The organism is Pseudomonas sp. PvP027 (assembly GCF_017833005.1).
Classification (GTDB): Bacteria; Pseudomonadota; Gammaproteobacteria; order Pseudomonadales; family Pseudomonadaceae; genus Aquipseudomonas; species Aquipseudomonas congelans.
The window spans coordinates 4467007-4484000 of sequence record NZ_JAFIBK010000001.1 but is presented as its reverse complement, the minus strand read 5'-3'; the positions used below and the strand labels follow the sequence as shown (position 1 = coordinate 4484000).

The window sequence follows — 16994 nt, the reverse complement described above, 5'->3', positions numbered from 1 at the left end:
GTAATAAGGAGGGCTTTATAGCGGCGATCTTTTGAAGGAAGCACGACCCACCCCTAGTTCAGAGGTCTGTAGGACGTGTGTATATTGCTAAATAATTCAAATAAAACTTTTATTTAATGTTTACTTGCTCATTTACAGTGACTATTATTGCCGCACTGTATCCCTGCAACCCTCACAACATAAGGTCTCCTCATGTCCCTGATCAACGAATACCGCGCTACAGAAGAAGCCATCAAAGAACTGCAGGCCCGTTTGAAGAACCTGTCGCAAGACGACAAACTGCAAACCGAGCTGGAATTCGAAGGCAAACTGCGCACGCTGATGGGCGAATACCAAAAGTCGCTGCGTGACATCATTGCCCTGCTGGATCCGGATGCCAAGGTAAACAAGGCCCCTCGTGGCGGCGCTGTTAAACCTGCCGGCACCAAACGCGCCCGCAAGGTCAAGCAATACAAGAACCCGCACAACGGTGAAGTCATCGAAACCAAAGGTGGCAACCACAAGACGCTGAAAGAGTGGAAAGCCAAGTGGGGCAGCGACGACGTTGAAAGCTGGGCCACTTTGCTGGGCTAAGCTTCACAAGGTCGCGATTCATTGCGATTGCAAAAACGCCAGCTTGCTGGCGTTTTTTATTGCCCGGTATTTTTTATACGCCCAGACGGTTACTCAGCTCGTGTGCGTAATCCTGCCATTGCCGCAACACCTCCAACTGCTCTGGCGCGGCACTAAGGGAGCATTCTATCAATGCGGCAGTAAAGTCATGCAGGGTATTGGGAGCCCCCCATTCCGGGCTCCGCAGGCGCTGCTGACAGAAATCCCGCCAGCGTGTTTGCTCTTCGCCACTCAAGGTGTCAGGGAAGTTACGAGCCCGATACCTGAATAACAATTCAGGCAAACGGGCGTCATCAAATGGCCAGGCGTCGCGCGCCAGTTGTTCTGGCTCGGCCTGCCGAACTTGCTCACACAGTCGACGATCACGGTCACCCATAAAACCGTCATATAACTGCTGTTCGGGATCTTCACTTGCGGCGAAATCGTCCTTGCCGTAAACGGTCGCCAGTTTATCGTGCCAAACTTCGCGACGTTCACTCAATTGCGTTGCGCGTGCCTGATAGCCGGCCATGTCCAATTGCAGCCGCTGCTGATCTTCGCTACGCAGCACGCCCAGCGGGGCGATCACCGGGCACCGGTTTATATGCAATAGTTTGAGCGGCACGGGCAATTCGCCGTCGCCCAGCGCGTCGTGCCGCGTATATAAACGCCGCTTGAGTATTTCAGCGTCCTCGTGCAACAACGGTGAATGATCCAGGTGCAGATCACATACGATCAGCGCGTTGCGATTATGAGGGTGCCATGCCAGCGGCAGCACCACGCCCAGGTAATTGCGCGCCGCAGAAAAACGTCCCGAAATATGCACCAGAGGTTGCATCAGGCGAACCTGTTCCTGGACTTTCTGCTTGCTGCGCAATGCGAACAGATAGTCGTAAAGCTTCGGCTGCTTTTCACGAATCAAACGCGCCAGGGCAATAGTTGCACGCACATCGGATAACGCGTCGTGCGCCTGTCCATGATCAATACCATTGGCAGCCGTCAGACGCTCCAGTTTCAACGTGACCCGGCCGTCCTGTTCCGGCCAGACAATGCCATCGGGGCGCAATGCGTAGGCGGCTCGCACGACATCGATCAGATCCCAGCGACTGTTGCCCCCCTGCCATTCGCGCGCATAGGGGTCGAAGAAGTTGCGATAAAAACTGTAGCGCGTGACTTCGTCATCAAAACGCAAGGTGTTGTAACCCGCGCCACAGGTACCCGGCGCAGACAGTTCGGCATGTACGCGAGTCATGAAATCGGCCTCGCACAAGCCTTTTTCTGCCAGCGTGGCCGGCGTGATTCCGGTGATCATGCAGGCGACAGGATGGGGCAGGATGTCATCGCTGAGCTGACAGTGCAGATTGACCGGAGGCGCGATTTCATTGAGGTCGGTATCCGTGCGAATGCCGGCCATCTGCAGCGCACGATCGTTGCGCGGGTTGATACCGGTGGTTTCGTAGTCGTACCAGAAGATGCTGGAGGTCACGGGCTGATCCTGAACAAAAGACCCGCGAAGTGTAGGGCGTGACAGGTGTCATTGGCTAATCGGGTCGTATCCGGCGCACAGGGAAATGTTTTCTTACAGCCCGCGTATTGAATGGTCGGTTGCTTAGCTCCGCTGCGGTAGCTAGCATCAGTTTTCGTTTTCAGGCGCGCCCCTCCGACAATGTCATCCCGTCCCGCTTCGCCAAGGAATGCAGCGCTGCCCACACCACTGGACACGCGCATTGAAATCGAGACGCCAGAAGGCATCGATATGCTCCTGCGCCCTGCCGGGCTGGTTTCCCGCGCATTGGCGTTCGGCATCGACTTCGCCATTCGCGCAGCGCTCATCGGCGTATTCTTCGTTCTTCTGCAGCTGTTCGACAAGCTCGGCATGGGCCTGGCCGCCCTGGTGTTTTTTCTGGTGAACTGGTGGTACATGGTGCTGTTTGAAGTGCTCGACCAGGGACGCACACCCGGAAAGCGTCTGCTCGGGCTGCGGGTGGTGCATGACGACGGCACGCCCATAGACTGGTCTTCGTCGCTGATTCGCAACCTGCTGCGCTTCGTCGACATGCTCCCGCTGGGCTACGGGCTGGGGGCAATCACTTGTCTGAACCATCCGCTGTTCAAGCGGCTGGGTGATCTCGCCGCCGGAACACTGGTGATTTACAGCAACCGGCCGGTGGCGCGCCCTATCCTGCCGCAGGCCGAACCGGTCATGGTGCCCTTTGCCCTGCATCTGGATGAGCAGCGGGCGGTGCTCGGCCTCGCAGAACGGCAGGGTGAACTGTCCAACGCGCGCACCCAGGAACTGGCGGCCATCCTTGCCGAACCCTTGCGTATCCCCGCCGATAAAGCGGTTGCTCATGTAAACGGCATCGCCCGCAACCTGCTGGGGCCGACATGAAGCAGAGCCTGTTTGAAACCCGCCATCAGCAGGAGTGGCAGCACTTCGAGCAGCGCCTGACGGCACTTGAACAGGGCAAAGCCGATGTCAGCGGCAACGAGACCTTTCCAGGCGATTATCGGCGACTCTGCCACCACTTGGCGCTGGCACAGGAGCGCGGCTACAGCAGCCATCTGGTCGACCCCTTGCATCAATTGGCAATGCGCGGTCATCAGCAACTTTACCGTCACCGCAGCACTGCCGGGGTGCGACTGCTGAGCTTCGTTCTGGGCGGCTTTCCGCGACGCGTGCGGGCCGAGTGGCGCTTTGTACTGGTTGCCAGCCTGCTGCTGTTCGGCAGCCTGATCGGCATGACGCTGCTGGTCTATGGCTTTCCACAACTGATCTACAGCGTCGTCAGCCCTGAGCAACTGGCAGACATGCAGAGTATGTATGACCCGTCGGCCAGCCGCGTCGGACAGCCCGTCGAACGAGGTTCCGATACGGACTGGATGATGTTCGGCTACTACATCATGAACAACATCGGCATCGCCTTCCAAACCTATGCAAGCGGCTTGCTGTACGGCCTGGGCAGTCTGTTTTTCCTGCTCTTCAACGGGTTGATGACCGGTGCAATCGCCGGGCACCTGACAGACATCGGTTACGGACAGACCTTCTGGCCCTTCGTCATCGGTCACGGCGCCTTCGAGTTGACCGCCATCGCTCTCGCCGGGGCGGCGGGCCTCAAGCTGGGCTGGGCCTTGCTGGCGCCGGGAAGACTGACCCGCAGTGCCGCACTGCGCATCGCAGCCCGGGCCAGCATGCAGCTGGTCGGCGGGGTTATCCTGTTTCTGCTGATCGCAGCCTTCATCGAGGCGTACTGGTCATCGATGACCTGGCCCGGACCACTTCTCAAGTACCTGACAGGTGCCGTCCTGTGGTTGCTGGTGGCCGCGTATCTGACTCTGGCAGGACGTACACAACATGCGCCTGACTGAGTCGACTGTTGCCATACGCCCTCGCTCGCCCTGGGAAGCCATCGACCTGGGCGTGCTGCTTGCCGGGCGGCACCGCGGCGTATTGATGAGCAGTTGGGCAATCGTCACCCTGCCCTTTTTCTGCGTCCTAAGTGTGTTGCTCTGGGATTACCCAACAGCAGCCATTCTGTTGTTCTGGTGGCTCAAACCTGCGTTCGAACGGTTGCCGCTGCTCATCCTTTCGCAGTCACTGTTCGGGGCCGCGCCGACACTGCGACAGGCCCTCAAGGCATGGCCGGCGACTCTGAAGGAGCAACTGCTGCCCAGCCTCTTGTGGCGACGTCTTTCCCTGAGTCGCAGCTTCCAACTGCCGGTGCAGCAACTGGAGCATCTGGCAGGTACCGAGCGCGACCTGCGCATCAGCCTGCTCAGCCAGAAAGACCTGCGTGCCGCGCAGTTGCTCACCATCGTTGGCGCACACCTGGAATATGCATTGTGGATAGGGCTGCTGGTCCTGCTCTACGCCCTGATACCGCAGCAGATCCAGATCGACTGGCACTGGATGAGTCTGCTCGACGTGGAAAACCAATGGCTGTGGATCGACCACCTGACCAACCTCTTCTATGCCCTGGCGTTGATACTCTGGGAGCCTGTGTATGTTGCCTGTGGCTTCACGCTGTACTTGAATCGCCGTACGGTTCTTGAAGCCTGGGATATAGAACTGATCTTCCGACGCCTGCGGCAGCGCCTGATCGGCAGTGCCTATGCCGTGTTGATGGGCGTCGGTCTGGTACTTTCGACAGCGCCAGCTCCGGCCTGGGCCGATCAACAAAGCTACAACTGCCCTGTGCCGGAATCCGCCCCTGCGCAATCCGCTCCGTCCGTGGCGGCGCCCGACACGCCGCGCCTGACCCGCCAGTCCCTGACCAGCGAAGCGGCGCGCAGCCAGATCCACAACGTTCTGCAACAGCCGCCCTTTCGCAACCCCCGGACCGAAACGGGCTGGCGCTTCCCTGAACAACAGAAAGGCCAGTCTGCGGCTCGGGACACGCGTGACCAGAGCTGGCTGATGACCTGGCTCAATCGGCTTCTGCGCGCGGCAAGCGCCTTGGCCAGCCTGATTGAAGTACTGCTCTGGGCCGTGGTCATCGGGCTCGCGGGGCTGGTGATCTTCCGTTACCGGGACTGGTTCAGGACCTTCGTTGGCCGGAAGACCGACAAGGCAAAAACCACCCGCCCGGCCCCCGAACAGCTCTTTGGTCTGCAAGTAAATGCCGAAAGCCTGCCCGACGATGTTGCCGGTCGGGCCGAGCAGCTCTGGAACAGCCAGCCCCGCGAAGCGCTGGGTCTGCTATACCGCGCCTTGCTCAGCCGCTTGCTGAGCGACTATCGATTGCCATTGAAAAATGCCGATACCGAAAGTCAGGTGCTGGAACGTATCGCCACGCTCAACCAGCCGCTGCTGAGTGAGTTCAGCCGCACGCTGACCGAACACTGGCAAAACCTCGCCTACGGGCATCGCCTGCCCCCGGCCCATGCCCGGCAGGCACTCTGCGATGGCTGGCGTCGCCTGTTCAACCAGGCAGCACAGCCATGAGCCGCCGCACCGGAGTGCTGATCGGGCTGCTGGCCCTGTTACTGCTGGCAAGTGGCGCGCTGTTTCTGAGCACTCAGCTTGAGCGCTACGAGAAAACGGTCGATCAGGGCCCCTCGCCAGAGGCGAAGGCCAATCCCTGGCTGGCGGCTGAACATTTTCTGCGTAGTCTCTCCGTCACGGTGAATACCATCGATACGCTGGCACAGCTTCCCGACCCGAGTCAGAGCACCCAGACCCTGCTGCTGCTCGATGACCGGGAAGACATGACGCCGACGCAAACCCAAAAACTGCTGGACTGGGCCGAGGCAGGCGGGCACCTGCTGTTCGTCGCCGAACAACTGTGGGACGAACAAAAAGGCCGCAGCGGCGATTTGCTGCTGGACAGTCTGCAGATTCACCAGTACCTCACCAAAGACATCAATGCCAAGGAACAGCAGCTGACCGACGCTCAGCCGCCACTGCCCATCCCGCTGATGACGCCCGCCCCCAAACACAAGAAAATGCCCTGGCCAGAGCTGACCCGCCTGTACCTGGAAAACGAGAGCGCCCCGGCCTACATGAGCTTCGATCCGGCGTTTCACCTCGAAGACCCGGAAGATCACGCCCAATCCTGGGCCAACAGCGCCGATGCCACACACCTGCTGCAAATAAGCAGGGGCAATGGGCTGATCACGGTCGTCACGGACGCCAACCTGTGGAAAACCCGCTCGATCGGCCACTACGACAATGCCTGGCTGCTCTGGTATCTGACGCAAGGCAGCCAAGTGACCCTGGTGCTGCAAACCGAACACGACAACCTGCTGAGCCTGTTGCTGCGCAACTATCCTCAGGCGCTGCTGACGCTGGCACTGCTGATTGCTCTGGGTCTGTGGCACATCGGTCTGCGCGAGGGCCCGCTGCGCCGACCCGCGCCACTCGCACGTCGCCAACTGACCGAACACCTGCGCGCCAGTGCCGAGTTCCTGCGTAAACACACCGGGCAGCAAACGCTGATCAAACGCCTGCAAAAGGACATCCTGCGTCGCGCCCGCCAACTGCATCCCGGTTTCGAGCGGCTGGTCGTTGCCGAACAATGGCAAGTACTTGCACGCCTGACCCGTCAGCCCACCAGTGCCATCAGCGACGCGCTGCGCCCTCGCCCGCCGCAACGCCTGTCACACAGCGAATTCACCCGCCAGGTAGCCCACCTGCAAACAATCAGGAATGCCCTATGAGCGATCAAACGCCCGCCCCATCAGGCAGCAGCACCGAGCCACTTGCCGAGCCCGCCGCCGAGTCCGCCACTCAGCTACAGCAGCGTCAACGCGCCAGCCAGCTGGCTCAGGCGTTGCGCAACGAGCTGCAAAAAGCCGTGATCGGCCAAAATGCGGTTATCGACGATGTGTTGACCGCTCTGATCGGCGGCGGACATGTGTTGCTGGAAGGTGTTCCGGGGCTTGGCAAGACGCTGCTGGTCCGGGCGCTGGCCAGTTGTATCGGCTGCGAATTCGCCCGCATCCAGTTTACCCCGGACCTGATGCCCAGCGATGTCACCGGTCATGCGGTGTACGACATGCAGACCGAGCAGTTCAAGCTGCGCAAGGGGCCGCTGTTCACCAACCTGCTGCTGGCCGACGAAATCAACAGGGCACCGGCCAAGACCCAGGCTGCATTGCTCGAAGCGATGCAGGAGCGGCAAGTCACCCTTGAAGGACGCGCCCTGCCGATCCCGCAGCCGTTCATGGTGCTGGCGACCCAGAACCCCATCGAACAGGAAGGCACGTATCCACTGCCTGAAGCTGAACTGGATCGTTTCATGCTCAAACTGCGCATGGATTATCCCGAAGCGCAGGAAGAGCTGAACATGGTGCGTCAGGTCACCCGCTCGTCCCGGGCTGACATGCTGGATGTGCGACCGCTCAGGGTGATCATGCAGGCCCGCGAGGTTCAGGCGCTGCAACGCATTGCCAGCGAGTTGCCCATCGATGAGCAAGTGCTGGACTACGCCGTGCGACTGGCACGCAGCACGCGCACCTGGCCAGGTCTGAGTCAGGGCGCAGGCCCTCGCGCTTCAATTGCGCTGGTGCGTGGCGGTCGGGCCCGAGCCGTGTTGCGTGGAGGCGAGTTCGTGACTCCGGACGATATCAAGGGCTGTGCGCTGGCAGTGCTGCGACATCGGGTCAGGCTGTCACCTGAGCTGGATATCGAAGGGCTGTCTGTGGATCAGGTGCTCAGGCAGATCCTCGACCAGGTCTCGGCACCGCGCCTGTGAAACAGGTCCTGAAGCCGTCGGTAACGCTGCTGCGCTGGCTCGGCGGACTGATGAGCATGGCCTTGCTGCTCGGAACGCTTCATACGCTGGGCATCGAGTATCCGGCAAAAATCGACGACCTTTATTGGGGGGCATTGCTGGCCCTCGTCGTCGTTAGCCTGCTTGATGCAATCTGGCTGCTCAGAAGCTCTTCGCCGCGCGTACAGCGCGAGCTGGCGGGCAGTCTGGCGCTTGAACGCTGGAACGAAGTCCGGCTCGACATGCAGCACGACGGTAGCAAGCCCGTTACCGTGCGGGTATTCGATCATGTGCCGCACGGGCTGGAACACCAAAACCTGCCTCAGTCCCTGACCCTGGCCGCACGTGGCAAAGGCAGCATCGGCTACCGTCTGCGCCCGTCAAGCCGGGGGCATTTTACATTTGAGCGGTGCGAAATCAGCCTGCCGGGGCCGTTGCGCCTGTGGACGGCACGGCGCTACCTGGCAGTGCCCGGCACCACGCGGGTCTATCCGGATTTCGCCCGTCTCTGCGGCGGTCAATTGATGGCGGTGGATAACTGGCTGAGCCAATTGGGCGTGCGCCAGCTGCAACGCCGCGGGCTGGGAATGGAATTCAACCAGTTGCGTGAGTTTCGAGAGGGCGACAGCCTGCGTCAGATCGACTGGAAAGCCACTGCCCGCCAGCGAGCGCCCATTGCACGGGAATACCAGGACGAGCGGGATCAGCAGATTGTTTTCATGCTTGATTGCGGACGTCGGATGCGCAGTCAGGACGGCGACCTGTCCCACTTCGATCACGCTCTCAACGCTTGTCTGCTATTGAGTTATGTCGCGCTGCGTCAGGGTGATTCTGTCGGTGTTGCGACCTTTGCCGGCGAGCAGGATCGTTACCTGGCGCCGGTGAAGGGGCCCGGGCAGCTGAATCGGGTACTCAACTCGGTGTATGACCTGCAGACTACCCGGCGCCCCGCTGACTACAGCGCTGCCGTGCGCCAACTGATGGTTCGTCACAAGAGACGCTCACTGGTGGTGTTGATGACCAACCTGCGCGATGAAGACGATGAGGAGTTGCTGGCCGCCGCCAGGCAGCTCGGCAAACAGCATCGGGTACTGATCGCCAGTCTGCGAGAAGAGGTCCTCGACGGCCTGCGCCACTCACCGGTACACACGTACGATGAAGCGCTGAGTTATTGCGGGACCATCGACTTTCTCAACGCCCGCGCTTCGCTGCACGATCGCTTGAGTGCGCAAGGCATCGTGATAATGGATGCGCGCCCAGGAGAACTGGGCCCACAGCTGGTCAACCGTTACATGAGCTGGAAAAAGGCAGGGACTTTATGAACGACGCCCTGCCCGTCAGGCAGCAGCCTCAGGCAGAGGCTTCGTAGGAAGGGTAAAAACAGAAGTACTGTCGCAACAACTGCACGAACTCCAGATACTCCGTCGAGACCTGACACAATTCAAAACCGGAGTCATGACTGCCAGGTGTCTCGTCTTCGTGACACCAGAGGCACCTGGCGCTCACATCAATGGGCTGTCCGATATTGCCATTCGGCAGTTTCAGACATAGATCGAACCTGGCCCCCACCAGGATCGGCAGGCTGCTGATAAGCATCAGCCCTTCGCCGGAGACATTCCCCAGGCACCCCACCAGCTTGCCGGTATGACGATTGAAAACCTGCAGATAATCCTGCAGTTGATGGCGTTCGATTTTCCGCTCTTTATACATGGCAGGCTGCCTTCCGAGACGGGTATTGCGACAACGCAACACCGTGTGTTCGTTGCGGACTTCGAATGCGCTGCACGACAGGAGCGATCCAGGTAACAGCCTCGGCCTGGAGCCCTGCAGCTCGTCCACTTTGTGACCTCAGCCTAGCTCAAAATTATTCGAAATCCACCCGAACACAACCCACCCCATTCAAACGAGGGTAATTATTTCGATACGGGAGCGTTTCGAACAGGCACAGGTATGGGCCTGGCAGGTTGGGCCCTGGGGTAAAGGCCTGTTTGCGCAAGCGTGTCGAGTCTGGCGCGTGCGCGGAACGCGTACTCACTTTCTGGATACTGCGCCATCAGGAATTGATAGGTTTGCGCCGCATCGACATACAACTTCTGTCGTTCCAGGCACTGGCCGCGCAACATCGACACTTCCGGCTGGACATAACGGCGCGAGCGGCTCTGGCGTTCGACCTTGGAGAGATCGAGCATCACCCGATCACAGTCACCTTCCTGATAGGCACGATAGGCGTGATCAAGGTTGGAATTCATCGCCCAGCGGGTGCAACCGCTGAGCGCAGTCAGTAATACAACAATCGTTACAATACGCATGGGACTCTCCTGTTCTCTGCCCTGTATCGGCGTCACAGCCTGTTTCTTCAGGCCAATAGAGCGCCGGTTGTCAGCCGATCGCCCTCCCTGACCATGACACGGTAGTGCAAAGGAACAATGACTAAATACCCAGACAGGAGTAGCCTCTCGCTGCGCTTCAATTAAGGAGTTTGTGCATGACCGTTCGCCGCACCAAAATCGTCGCCACACTTGGCCCTGCCAGCAACTCGCCGGAAGTCATCGAACAACTGATCCTTTCGGGTCTGGACGTTGCTCGTCTGAACTTCTCTCACGGTACTCCGGACGAGCACAAGGCTCGGGCCAGGCTGATCCGCGAAATCGCCGCCAGACACGGGCGCTTCGTCGCTCTGCTGGGCGACCTGCAGGGGCCGAAGATCCGTATCGCAAAGTTCACCGACAAGCGAATAGAGCTGAAGGTCGGTGACAAGTTCACCTTCTCCACCGCTCATCCGCTGACCAGTGGCAACCAGCAGATCGTGGGTATCGACTACCCGGATCTGGTCAAGGATTGCGGCGTAGGCGACGAGTTGCTGCTCGACGATGGTCGCGTGGTCATGCGCGTCGACACCCAGACCGCTGACGAACTGCACTGCACCGTGCTGATCGGTGGTCCGCTGTCCGACCACAAAGGCATCAACCGTCGTGGTGGTGGCCTGACGGCGCCGGCACTGACCGAAAAAGACAAGCAGGACATCAAGCTCGCTGCCGAGATGGACCTGGACTACCTGGCCGTTTCCTTCCCGCGCGACGCCGCCGACATGGAATACGCTCGCCAGTTGCGCGACGAATCCGGTGGTACGGCCTGGCTGGTGGCCAAGATCGAACGCGCCGAAGCCGTTGCCAACGACGAAGTGCTGGATGAGCTGATCCGCGCCAGTGACGCGGTCATGGTCGCTCGTGGTGACCTGGGCGTTGAAATCGGTGATGCCGAACTGGTCGGCGTACAGAAACGCATCATCCTGCACGCCCGTCGCCACAACAAGGCAGTGATCGTTGCCACGCAGATGATGGAGTCGATGATCTCCAGCCCCATGCCGACGCGTGCCGAAGTGTCCGACGTGGCCAACGCCGTGCTCGACTACACCGACGCCGTGATGCTGTCGGCCGAAAGTGCTGCAGGCTCCTATCCGATCGAAGCGGTTCAGGCCATGGCCCGTATCTGCATTGGTGCTGAAAAGCACCCGACCGGCAAGACTTCCAGCCATCGTATCGGTCATTCGTTCACCCGTTGCGATGAAAGCATTGCGCTGGCGGCCATGTACACCGCCAACCACTTCCCGGGTGTGAAGGCGATCATCGCACTGACCGAAAGCGGCTATACCCCGCTGATCATGTCGCGCATCCGTTCCTCGGTGCCGATCTACGCGTTCTCTCCGCACCGTGGTACTCAGGCGCGTGCAGCGATGTTCCGTGGTGTCTACACCGTGCCATTCGACCCGGCAGCCCTGCCCCCAGGTCAGGTCAGCCAGGCCGCAGTCGACGAACTGCTCAAGCGTGGTCTGGTCGAGCAAGGTGACTGGGTCATCCTCACCAAGGGCGACAGCTACCACACCATCGGCGGCACCAACGGCATGAAAATCCTGCATGTTGGCGACCCATTGGTCTGATCGCAGCACACGGCAAGCCAAGGCCCCGTCTCGCAAGAGTCGGGGCCTTTTGCATTGTTTCAGTCCGGGAAGTTGGGCTTTCAGGCTTCTGCCCGTAGGCCAGAATCAAAAGCGGACTTGTATAACGCTAAGCGCTGAAGCATGCGGAACGAGAGCGTTAACTAACGAGCCTCTTATTCCCGCGCCAAAAACACATCCGCCAGCAATTGATTGCGCGAAAGCCCCGCCAGATAGAGGCGCTTGGCAAATACCTCGACACTGTCGGCACTGCCACACACCAGCGCCATCGCGTGCCGCGACAACAGGCGCAGTTCAGCCAGGGTTGTCTGTAGCGTCTGCGGAGCAACCAGCTGAACATGCAGTTGGGGATAACGCTCAGCCAGGGCGTGCAGTTCATCGGCCAGATAATGCTCCTGGCTGTCGCGGGCCAGATGAATCAAGCGTATCGCGCCTTGATGGTCCTGGCGCAAAGCCTCGCGCAGCACACCCCACAAGGGCCCGAGCCCGGTGCCGGCGGCCAGCAGCAATAAGGGTTTTTCCTGCCAGTCCGGGTCGTAACGCAGCGCACCACCGCGCAGCTCGCCGAGCCTCAGAGCGTCACCGACCTGCAACTGGCGAGCAACGTCACGGAAGGCCCCGGGCTGCTGGCAGTCGACATGAAACTCCAGAAACGCATCCTCACCGGGAAGGCTCGCCAGCGAGTAAGGCCGCGCAACACCGCTGTCCGTCCACAACACCTGGTGCTGCCCAGCGCTATAGCGCAGAGGTCGCGCAGGCTCCAGACGCAAACGCAGCACCGACGCAGAGAGCCAGTCGCAGCCTGTGACCGCTGCGGGCAGACCATCACGCTGCGGGTCAAATACCTCGACAGCCAGATCCCCCGTCACTCGGCACTGACAGGCAAGCCGCCAACCCTGCTGGCGCTTTTCGGCAGGCAGCGCGTCGGGCAACGCGTCATCAGGCTCGCCCTTTACGACGCGCACCAGACACGCGTGGCAACTGCCGGCACGACAGCTGTAAGGGACCGGAATACCGGCATGGTTCAGGGCGTCGAGCAGATTGCTGGCCGATGCCACCGACCAGCTAAGCTCACCCACATGCAATTGAGGCATCAAGACGGCCTGTGCAGAAAATAACGGCGATTGTACAGACTGGCTTGTCGGGCGGGTTATACTGCCGCGCCTTTTTGCGCCCGCTACGGCCAACCTGACAGCTCTGGTTCAAGCCGCAGTTCCAGACTGCCGCCGATAGCGTAATTGAATGTTCCCGTCCTTACAGAGGAGCGCGCCGCATGACCGTGATCAAGCAAGACGACCTGATTCAGAGCGTTGCAGACGCACTGCAGTTCATTTCCTATTACCACCCCGTGGACTTCATCCAGGCCATGCACGAGGCGTATCTGCGTGAAGAGTCGCCTGCCGCTCGTGACTCCATCGCCCAGATCCTGATCAACTCGCGCATGTGCGCGACCGGTCATCGCCCGATCTGCCAAGACACCGGCATCGTCACGGTTTTCGTGCGCGTGGGGATGGATGTTCGCTGGGACGGCGCCACCATGGGCCTGGACGACATGATCAACGAAGGCGTGCGTCGCGCGTACAACCTGCCTGAAAACGTGCTGCGTGCCTCGATCCTTGCCGATCCGGCAGGCGCTCGCAAAAACACCAAGGACAACACCCCGGCCGTCATTCACTACTCCATCGTCCCGGGTAACACCGTGGAAGTGGACGTCGCGGCGAAAGGCGGCGGTTCGGAAAACAAATCGAAGATGGCGATGCTCAACCCTTCCGACTCGATCGTCGACTGGGTTCTGAAAACCGTTCCGACCATGGGCGCAGGCTGGTGCCCGCCGGGCATGCTCGGCATCGGTATCGGCGGCACCGCAGAAAAAGCCGCGGTCATGGCCAAGGAAGTGTTGATGGAGTCCATCGACATCCACGAGCTGAAGGCCCGCGGCCCACAGAATCGTATCGAAGAGATGCGTCTGGAGCTGTTCGAGAAGGTCAACCAGCTGGGCATCGGCGCTCAGGGCCTGGGCGGTCTGACCACTGTGCTCGACGTCAAGATCATGGACTACCCGACCCACGCCGCGTCGCTGCCGGTGTGCATGATCCCCAACTGCGCCGCCACCCGCCACGCGCACTTCGTGCTCGACGGCAGCGGCCCCGCTTCGCTGGAGGCTCCATCGCTGGACGCCTACCCGGAAATCGTCTGGGAAGCCGGCCCATCGGCCCGCCGCGTCAACCTCGATACCCTGACCCCGGAAGAAGTACAGAGCTGGAAACCGGGCGAAACCGTTTTGCTCAATGGCAAGATGCTCACCGGCCGCGACGCAGCGCACAAGCGCATGGTCGAAATGCTCAACAGGGGTGAAACCCTGCCGGTAGACCTCAAGGGTCGCTTCATCTACTACGTCGGCCCGGTTGATCCGGTACGCGAAGAAGTCGTCGGCCCGGCCGGCCCGACCACGGCCACCCGGATGGACAAATTCACCCGTCAGATCCTCGACCAGACCGGCCTGCTGGGCATGATCGGCAAATCCGAACGCGGCCCGACCGCCATCGAAGCGATCCGTGATCACAAGGCCGTGTACCTGATGGCCGTTGGTGGTGCTGCCTATCTGGTGGCTCAGGCGATCAAGAAATCCCGCGTCGTGGCCTTCGCCGAGCTGGGCATGGAAGCGATCTACGAGTTCGAGGTCAAGGACATGCCGGTTACCGTTGCAGTCGACAGCACCGGTGAGTCCGTTCACATCACCGGCCCGCAGATCTGGCAGAAAAAGATCAGCGACAGTCTGGCGGTGGAAGTGCAGTAAGCTTTGATCTGCAAGACAATAAAAACCCGGCGCAAGCCGGGTTTTTGCTGAGTAACTGACTGAACCTGAAATTGCGATCGGCTCGAATAGACGCGTCAGTCTGTTGCCAATATAACCCGGTAACTTTCTTCCTGAATAACATGCACAGGGGCTAGACATATCGCGCCCTTGCGATCAGTCCGTAATACATTTCAGACAACAAACCGAGATGGTTCGGTACTTCACTGAAGCTCATTGCCCCTGTCCCTCCCCGCAACACAGCTTATTCTTCTGCTGGCTGTAAACCACTGGGCTCATGAAAAATAAAATGTACGTTTCAGGAATACCGCCTGATACACAGGGAGATTCTAAAATGGCTTTTGACGCATACATCAAAATCGAAGGCATTCCAGGCGAAGCGCTGGATGACCGCTACAAGGACTGTATCGAGATCACCGGGTATGGTTTCGGCATGCACCAAAGTACCTCCGCCACGGCGAGTTCTTCAGGAGGCGCCTCGTCGGGTCGGACGTCCTTGAGTGATTTCACGTTCACCAAATCACTGGACAAGTCGAGCTGCAAGCTCATGGAAACGTTGTGCGCGGGCAAGCACCTGAAGGAAGTCGTCTTGTCACTGCATCGTGCAGGCGGAGACAAGGTCAAATACTTTGAAGTGCTGCTGGAAGAAGTCATCATTTCCAACTACACCCAGCATGCCAACGATGGCATCCCCAGCGAGACCATCAGCCTAAACTACGGAAAAATCAAAACCACCTACACCCAGCAGAAAAGATCTGACGGAGCCGGTGGAGGGAATGTCTCGGGTGGCTGGAACCGTATCAACAACAAGGCCTATTCCTGACGTCTTGAACGCTCACGCATAAAACGTCACGACATGATCAAGGAAGGACTATGGCACGGCCATTTTTTACCGCCGCCTGGGCGGCTTCGCAACATATTTATGATCCGATAGCGCCGGAAAAGCGAGTGGCAGAGGTGATTGGTGGGTTCGTCGCGAAGAACATAAACAACCCTGATCCTTCTACAAAATGGAGGAACACCTGTGCTGTTCGATTAAGTTACATCCTGAACTACTCAGGACTGAAAATACCTAAAGTATCTAAACAGACAGTCTCCGGCGCAGATCAGCACCAGTACTTTTTCCGTGTATCGAACCTGAAAAGCTTTTTGGAAACGCACTGGGGCAAGCCTGAGGTCGTCAAATACCCACCTTCTGACGGCGGAGCGCTTGCAAGAAAAAAAGGAATTATATTATTTGAAATATCGGGCTGGACAGACGCAAAAGGCCATGCAACGTTGTTTGACGGCAATCTTTGCTATGACCATTGCTACTTTAACGAGCCCTACGTCAACTACCGTACGGATACGGCAAACTTTTGGAGCCTAACCTCATGAAGTTTCTCTTCAAAGCCTTCACAGTCTGTCTCGCACTCGTGGCAACCGAGAGCTTCGCACATACAAAACCTTCATCACCAGAGGGCATGCACCGAAGCTATGAAAAAAACTTCAAGGACCTGGTCCTCGCTACCTGTATAGCAAACGCTTACGCATATGACGTAAAGGTCGGAATTGACGCTGGAAGTAGCGTCACCGCCATTGAGGACTGGGCAAATTACGACTGGGAAGTGGGACCTGATGAAATACGAGCACTCGTAAAAAAGTATCTGACCAGAGATTATACAAACCCCTTAACCGAGTCCGAGATAAAAGGTGTAAAATTTGACCTTTTAAAGTGCCTGGATCTTTACCACAGTAAGGATCTGAATGACTTAACAAAAAAGACTGTCGTAAATCCAACACACACCTACATGCAAGACTACAAATAAAAATCCATATTCACAGGGAGGTTCGCAGAATGAAATCATGTCTTGCGGCCCTTGCATTATCTCTAGTCTTAGCAACATCCAACTGCTTTGCCTACACCCCGACCTCATCGCCCGAAGGAATGTACAGAACCTTTGAAAAAAACTACAAGGACATGGCGCTAGCCACCTGCATAACCACCGCTTATAAATATGACGTAAACGTCGGAATTGACGCGGGCAGCAGTGTCAGTGCGATGCGTGACTGGACCTACTATGACATGGAAAAAAGTCCTCTTGCCGTCAAGACCCTGGTTGAAAAATACCTCGCGCGAGACTACACAAACCCTTTGGCCGAATCCCGGATCAGGGGTATAAAATTCGACCTGCTGAAATGCCTGGACATGTATCACAGCAAGGAACTGGACGCGTTGACGAAGAAGGTCGTTACAGATCCAAATCATACCTACATGCAGAATATCAAAAAGCCTTAACTACTCCATTCATGCAACAAGCCTGTCCGGCAAACGCTGCACAGGCTATTTTCATTACAAGCACTCTACTCCGCACATTATCTATAGGGCGGAGACACATCATGCTGATTCACTGTAATCCGATAGCTTCTTAAGGTCTCG

General features: G+C 58.6%; 17 protein-coding genes. 13 read left to right on the top strand and 4 right to left on the bottom strand.

Translation table 11 applies throughout. From position 1 onward, the window contains the following. Positions 1-192 precede the first annotated feature (192 nt). On the top strand, positions 193-573 hold the full coding sequence (mvaT, locus tag JOE33_RS19460; protein WP_002554971.1) for a histone-like nucleoid-structuring protein MvaT: 381 nt from the start codon (positions 193-195) through the stop codon (positions 571-573). Between the two features lie 73 nt (positions 574-646). Here the strand turns inward: mvaT and sbcB are convergent, their stop codons facing one another. After that, a complete protein-coding gene (gene sbcB, locus JOE33_RS19455; protein WP_010435621.1) occupies positions 647-2077 on the bottom strand; it encodes an exodeoxyribonuclease I in 1431 nt (476 codons plus the stop codon). Between the two features lie 180 nt (positions 2078-2257). Between sbcB and JOE33_RS19450 the strand changes: the two genes are divergently transcribed. The 6 genes from JOE33_RS19450 to JOE33_RS19425 are packed head-to-tail and all read left to right on the top strand — an operon-like array spanning position 2258 to position 9127. Further along, on the top strand, positions 2258-2983 hold the full coding sequence (locus JOE33_RS19450) for an RDD family protein (protein ID WP_032614791.1): 726 nt from the start codon (positions 2258-2260) through the stop codon (positions 2981-2983). Next, positions 2980-3960 carry a stage II sporulation protein M gene (locus tag JOE33_RS19445; protein WP_187624960.1) on the top strand — a complete coding sequence of 327 codons (981 nt, stop codon included), beginning with the start codon at positions 2980-2982 and terminating at the stop codon, positions 3958-3960. Before JOE33_RS19450 ends, JOE33_RS19445 begins: the two co-directional genes overlap by 4 nt. Next, positions 3947-5536, top strand: coding sequence for a DUF4129 domain-containing protein (locus JOE33_RS19440; RefSeq protein ID WP_187624959.1), 1590 nt, complete (start codon positions 3947-3949; stop codon positions 5534-5536). Before JOE33_RS19445 ends, JOE33_RS19440 begins: the two co-directional genes overlap by 14 nt. Then, positions 5533-6750 carry a DUF4350 domain-containing protein gene (locus tag JOE33_RS19435; protein ID WP_187624958.1) on the top strand — a complete coding sequence of 406 codons (1218 nt, stop codon included), beginning with the start codon at positions 5533-5535 and terminating at the stop codon, positions 6748-6750. The genes JOE33_RS19440 and JOE33_RS19435 overlap by 4 nt, the downstream gene beginning before the upstream one ends. Next, on the top strand, positions 6747-7787 hold the full coding sequence (locus JOE33_RS19430) for a MoxR family ATPase (RefSeq protein ID WP_096125283.1): 1041 nt from the start codon (positions 6747-6749) through the stop codon (positions 7785-7787). Before JOE33_RS19435 ends, JOE33_RS19430 begins: the two co-directional genes overlap by 4 nt. Then, positions 7784-9127 (top strand): DUF58 domain-containing protein, encoded by a 1344-nt coding sequence (locus tag JOE33_RS19425; RefSeq protein ID WP_187624957.1) that lies wholly within the window; start codon positions 7784-7786, stop codon positions 9125-9127. The genes JOE33_RS19430 and JOE33_RS19425 overlap by 4 nt, the downstream gene beginning before the upstream one ends. A 28-nt stretch (positions 9128-9155) precedes the next feature. On the opposite strand, the gene JOE33_RS19420 is transcribed toward JOE33_RS19425, so the two are convergent. Both JOE33_RS19420 and JOE33_RS19415 read right to left on the bottom strand, forming a co-directional pair. Next, complete coding sequence (locus JOE33_RS19420; RefSeq protein WP_032615256.1) at positions 9156-9515, bottom strand: PilZ domain-containing protein; 360 nt, start codon at positions 9513-9515, stop codon at positions 9156-9158. Positions 9516-9718: 203 nt separating this feature from the next. Beyond that, positions 9719-10114 (bottom strand): lipoprotein, encoded by a 396-nt coding sequence (locus JOE33_RS19415; RefSeq protein WP_003345370.1) that lies wholly within the window; start codon positions 10112-10114, stop codon positions 9719-9721. Positions 10115-10290: 176 nt separating this feature from the next. On the opposite strand from JOE33_RS19415, the gene pyk reads away from it, so the two are divergent. Then, positions 10291-11742 carry a pyruvate kinase gene (pyk, locus tag JOE33_RS19410; RefSeq protein ID WP_003363893.1) on the top strand — a complete coding sequence of 484 codons (1452 nt, stop codon included), beginning with the start codon at positions 10291-10293 and terminating at the stop codon, positions 11740-11742. Between the two features lie 173 nt (positions 11743-11915). Here the strand turns inward: pyk and JOE33_RS19405 are convergent, their stop codons facing one another. After that, complete coding sequence (locus tag JOE33_RS19405) at positions 11916-12854, bottom strand: iron-sulfur-binding ferredoxin reductase (protein WP_187624956.1); 939 nt, start codon at positions 12852-12854, stop codon at positions 11916-11918. A 179-nt stretch (positions 12855-13033) separates the two neighbouring features. Here JOE33_RS19405 and JOE33_RS19400 point away from each other — a divergent pair, with 179 nt between their 5' ends. The 5 genes from JOE33_RS19400 to JOE33_RS19380 all read left to right on the top strand — a co-directional run bounded on the left by JOE33_RS19400 (position 13034) and on the right by JOE33_RS19380 (position 16853). Continuing rightward, positions 13034-14557: a fumarate hydratase gene (locus JOE33_RS19400; RefSeq protein WP_003418683.1), complete on the top strand. Its 1524-nt coding sequence runs from the start codon at positions 13034-13036 to the stop codon at positions 14555-14557. A 352-nt stretch (positions 14558-14909) separates the two neighbouring features. Next, positions 14910-15398 carry a type VI secretion system tube protein TssD gene (locus JOE33_RS19395; RefSeq protein WP_010439811.1) on the top strand — a complete coding sequence of 163 codons (489 nt, stop codon included), beginning with the start codon at positions 14910-14912 and terminating at the stop codon, positions 15396-15398. A gap of 50 nt (positions 15399-15448) precedes the next feature. Then, a complete protein-coding gene (locus JOE33_RS19390; RefSeq protein ID WP_032615250.1) occupies positions 15449-15952 on the top strand; it encodes a type VI secretion system amidase effector protein Tae4 in 504 nt (167 codons plus the stop codon). Continuing rightward, positions 15949-16383, top strand: a complete 435-nt coding sequence (locus tag JOE33_RS19385) for a type VI secretion system amidase immunity protein Tai4 (protein ID WP_032615248.1) — start codon at positions 15949-15951, stop codon at positions 16381-16383. The genes JOE33_RS19390 and JOE33_RS19385 overlap by 4 nt, the downstream gene beginning before the upstream one ends. A 29-nt stretch (positions 16384-16412) precedes the next feature. Beyond that, positions 16413-16853 (top strand): type VI secretion system amidase immunity protein Tai4, encoded by a 441-nt coding sequence (locus tag JOE33_RS19380; protein WP_054993308.1) that lies wholly within the window; start codon positions 16413-16415, stop codon positions 16851-16853. Positions 16854-16994 lie beyond the last annotated feature (141 nt).

What these genes read in the sequence shown, in the direction of transcription:
- mvaT (WP_002554971.1), top strand. Translation starts at nt 193, where the DNA reads ATGTCCCTGATCAACGAATACCGCGCTACAGAAGAAGCCATCAAAGAA.
- JOE33_RS19450 (WP_032614791.1), top strand. Translation starts at nt 2,258, where the DNA reads ATGTCATCCCGTCCCGCTTCGCCAAGGAATGCAGCGCTGCCCACACCA.
- JOE33_RS19445 (WP_187624960.1), top strand. Translation starts at nt 2,980, where the DNA reads ATGAAGCAGAGCCTGTTTGAAACCCGCCATCAGCAGGAGTGGCAGCAC.
- JOE33_RS19440 (WP_187624959.1), top strand. Translation starts at nt 3,947, where the DNA reads ATGCGCCTGACTGAGTCGACTGTTGCCATACGCCCTCGCTCGCCCTGG.
- JOE33_RS19435 (WP_187624958.1), top strand. Translation starts at nt 5,533, where the DNA reads ATGAGCCGCCGCACCGGAGTGCTGATCGGGCTGCTGGCCCTGTTACTG.
- JOE33_RS19430 (WP_096125283.1), top strand. Translation starts at nt 6,747, where the DNA reads ATGAGCGATCAAACGCCCGCCCCATCAGGCAGCAGCACCGAGCCACTT.
- JOE33_RS19420 (WP_032615256.1), bottom strand. Translation starts at nt 9,515, where the DNA reads ATGTATAAAGAGCGGAAAATCGAACGCCATCAACTGCAGGATTATCTG.
- JOE33_RS19415 (WP_003345370.1), bottom strand. Translation starts at nt 10,114, where the DNA reads ATGCGTATTGTAACGATTGTTGTATTACTGACTGCGCTCAGCGGTTGC.
- pyk (WP_003363893.1), top strand. Translation starts at nt 10,291, where the DNA reads ATGACCGTTCGCCGCACCAAAATCGTCGCCACACTTGGCCCTGCCAGC.
- JOE33_RS19405 (WP_187624956.1), bottom strand. Translation starts at nt 12,854, where the DNA reads ATGCCTCAATTGCATGTGGGTGAGCTTAGCTGGTCGGTGGCATCGGCC.
- JOE33_RS19400 (WP_003418683.1), top strand. Translation starts at nt 13,034, where the DNA reads ATGACCGTGATCAAGCAAGACGACCTGATTCAGAGCGTTGCAGACGCA.
- JOE33_RS19395 (WP_010439811.1), top strand. Translation starts at nt 14,910, where the DNA reads ATGGCTTTTGACGCATACATCAAAATCGAAGGCATTCCAGGCGAAGCG.
- JOE33_RS19390 (WP_032615250.1), top strand. Translation starts at nt 15,449, where the DNA reads ATGGCACGGCCATTTTTTACCGCCGCCTGGGCGGCTTCGCAACATATT.
- JOE33_RS19385 (WP_032615248.1), top strand. Translation starts at nt 15,949, where the DNA reads ATGAAGTTTCTCTTCAAAGCCTTCACAGTCTGTCTCGCACTCGTGGCA.
- JOE33_RS19380 (WP_054993308.1), top strand. Translation starts at nt 16,413, where the DNA reads ATGAAATCATGTCTTGCGGCCCTTGCATTATCTCTAGTCTTAGCAACA.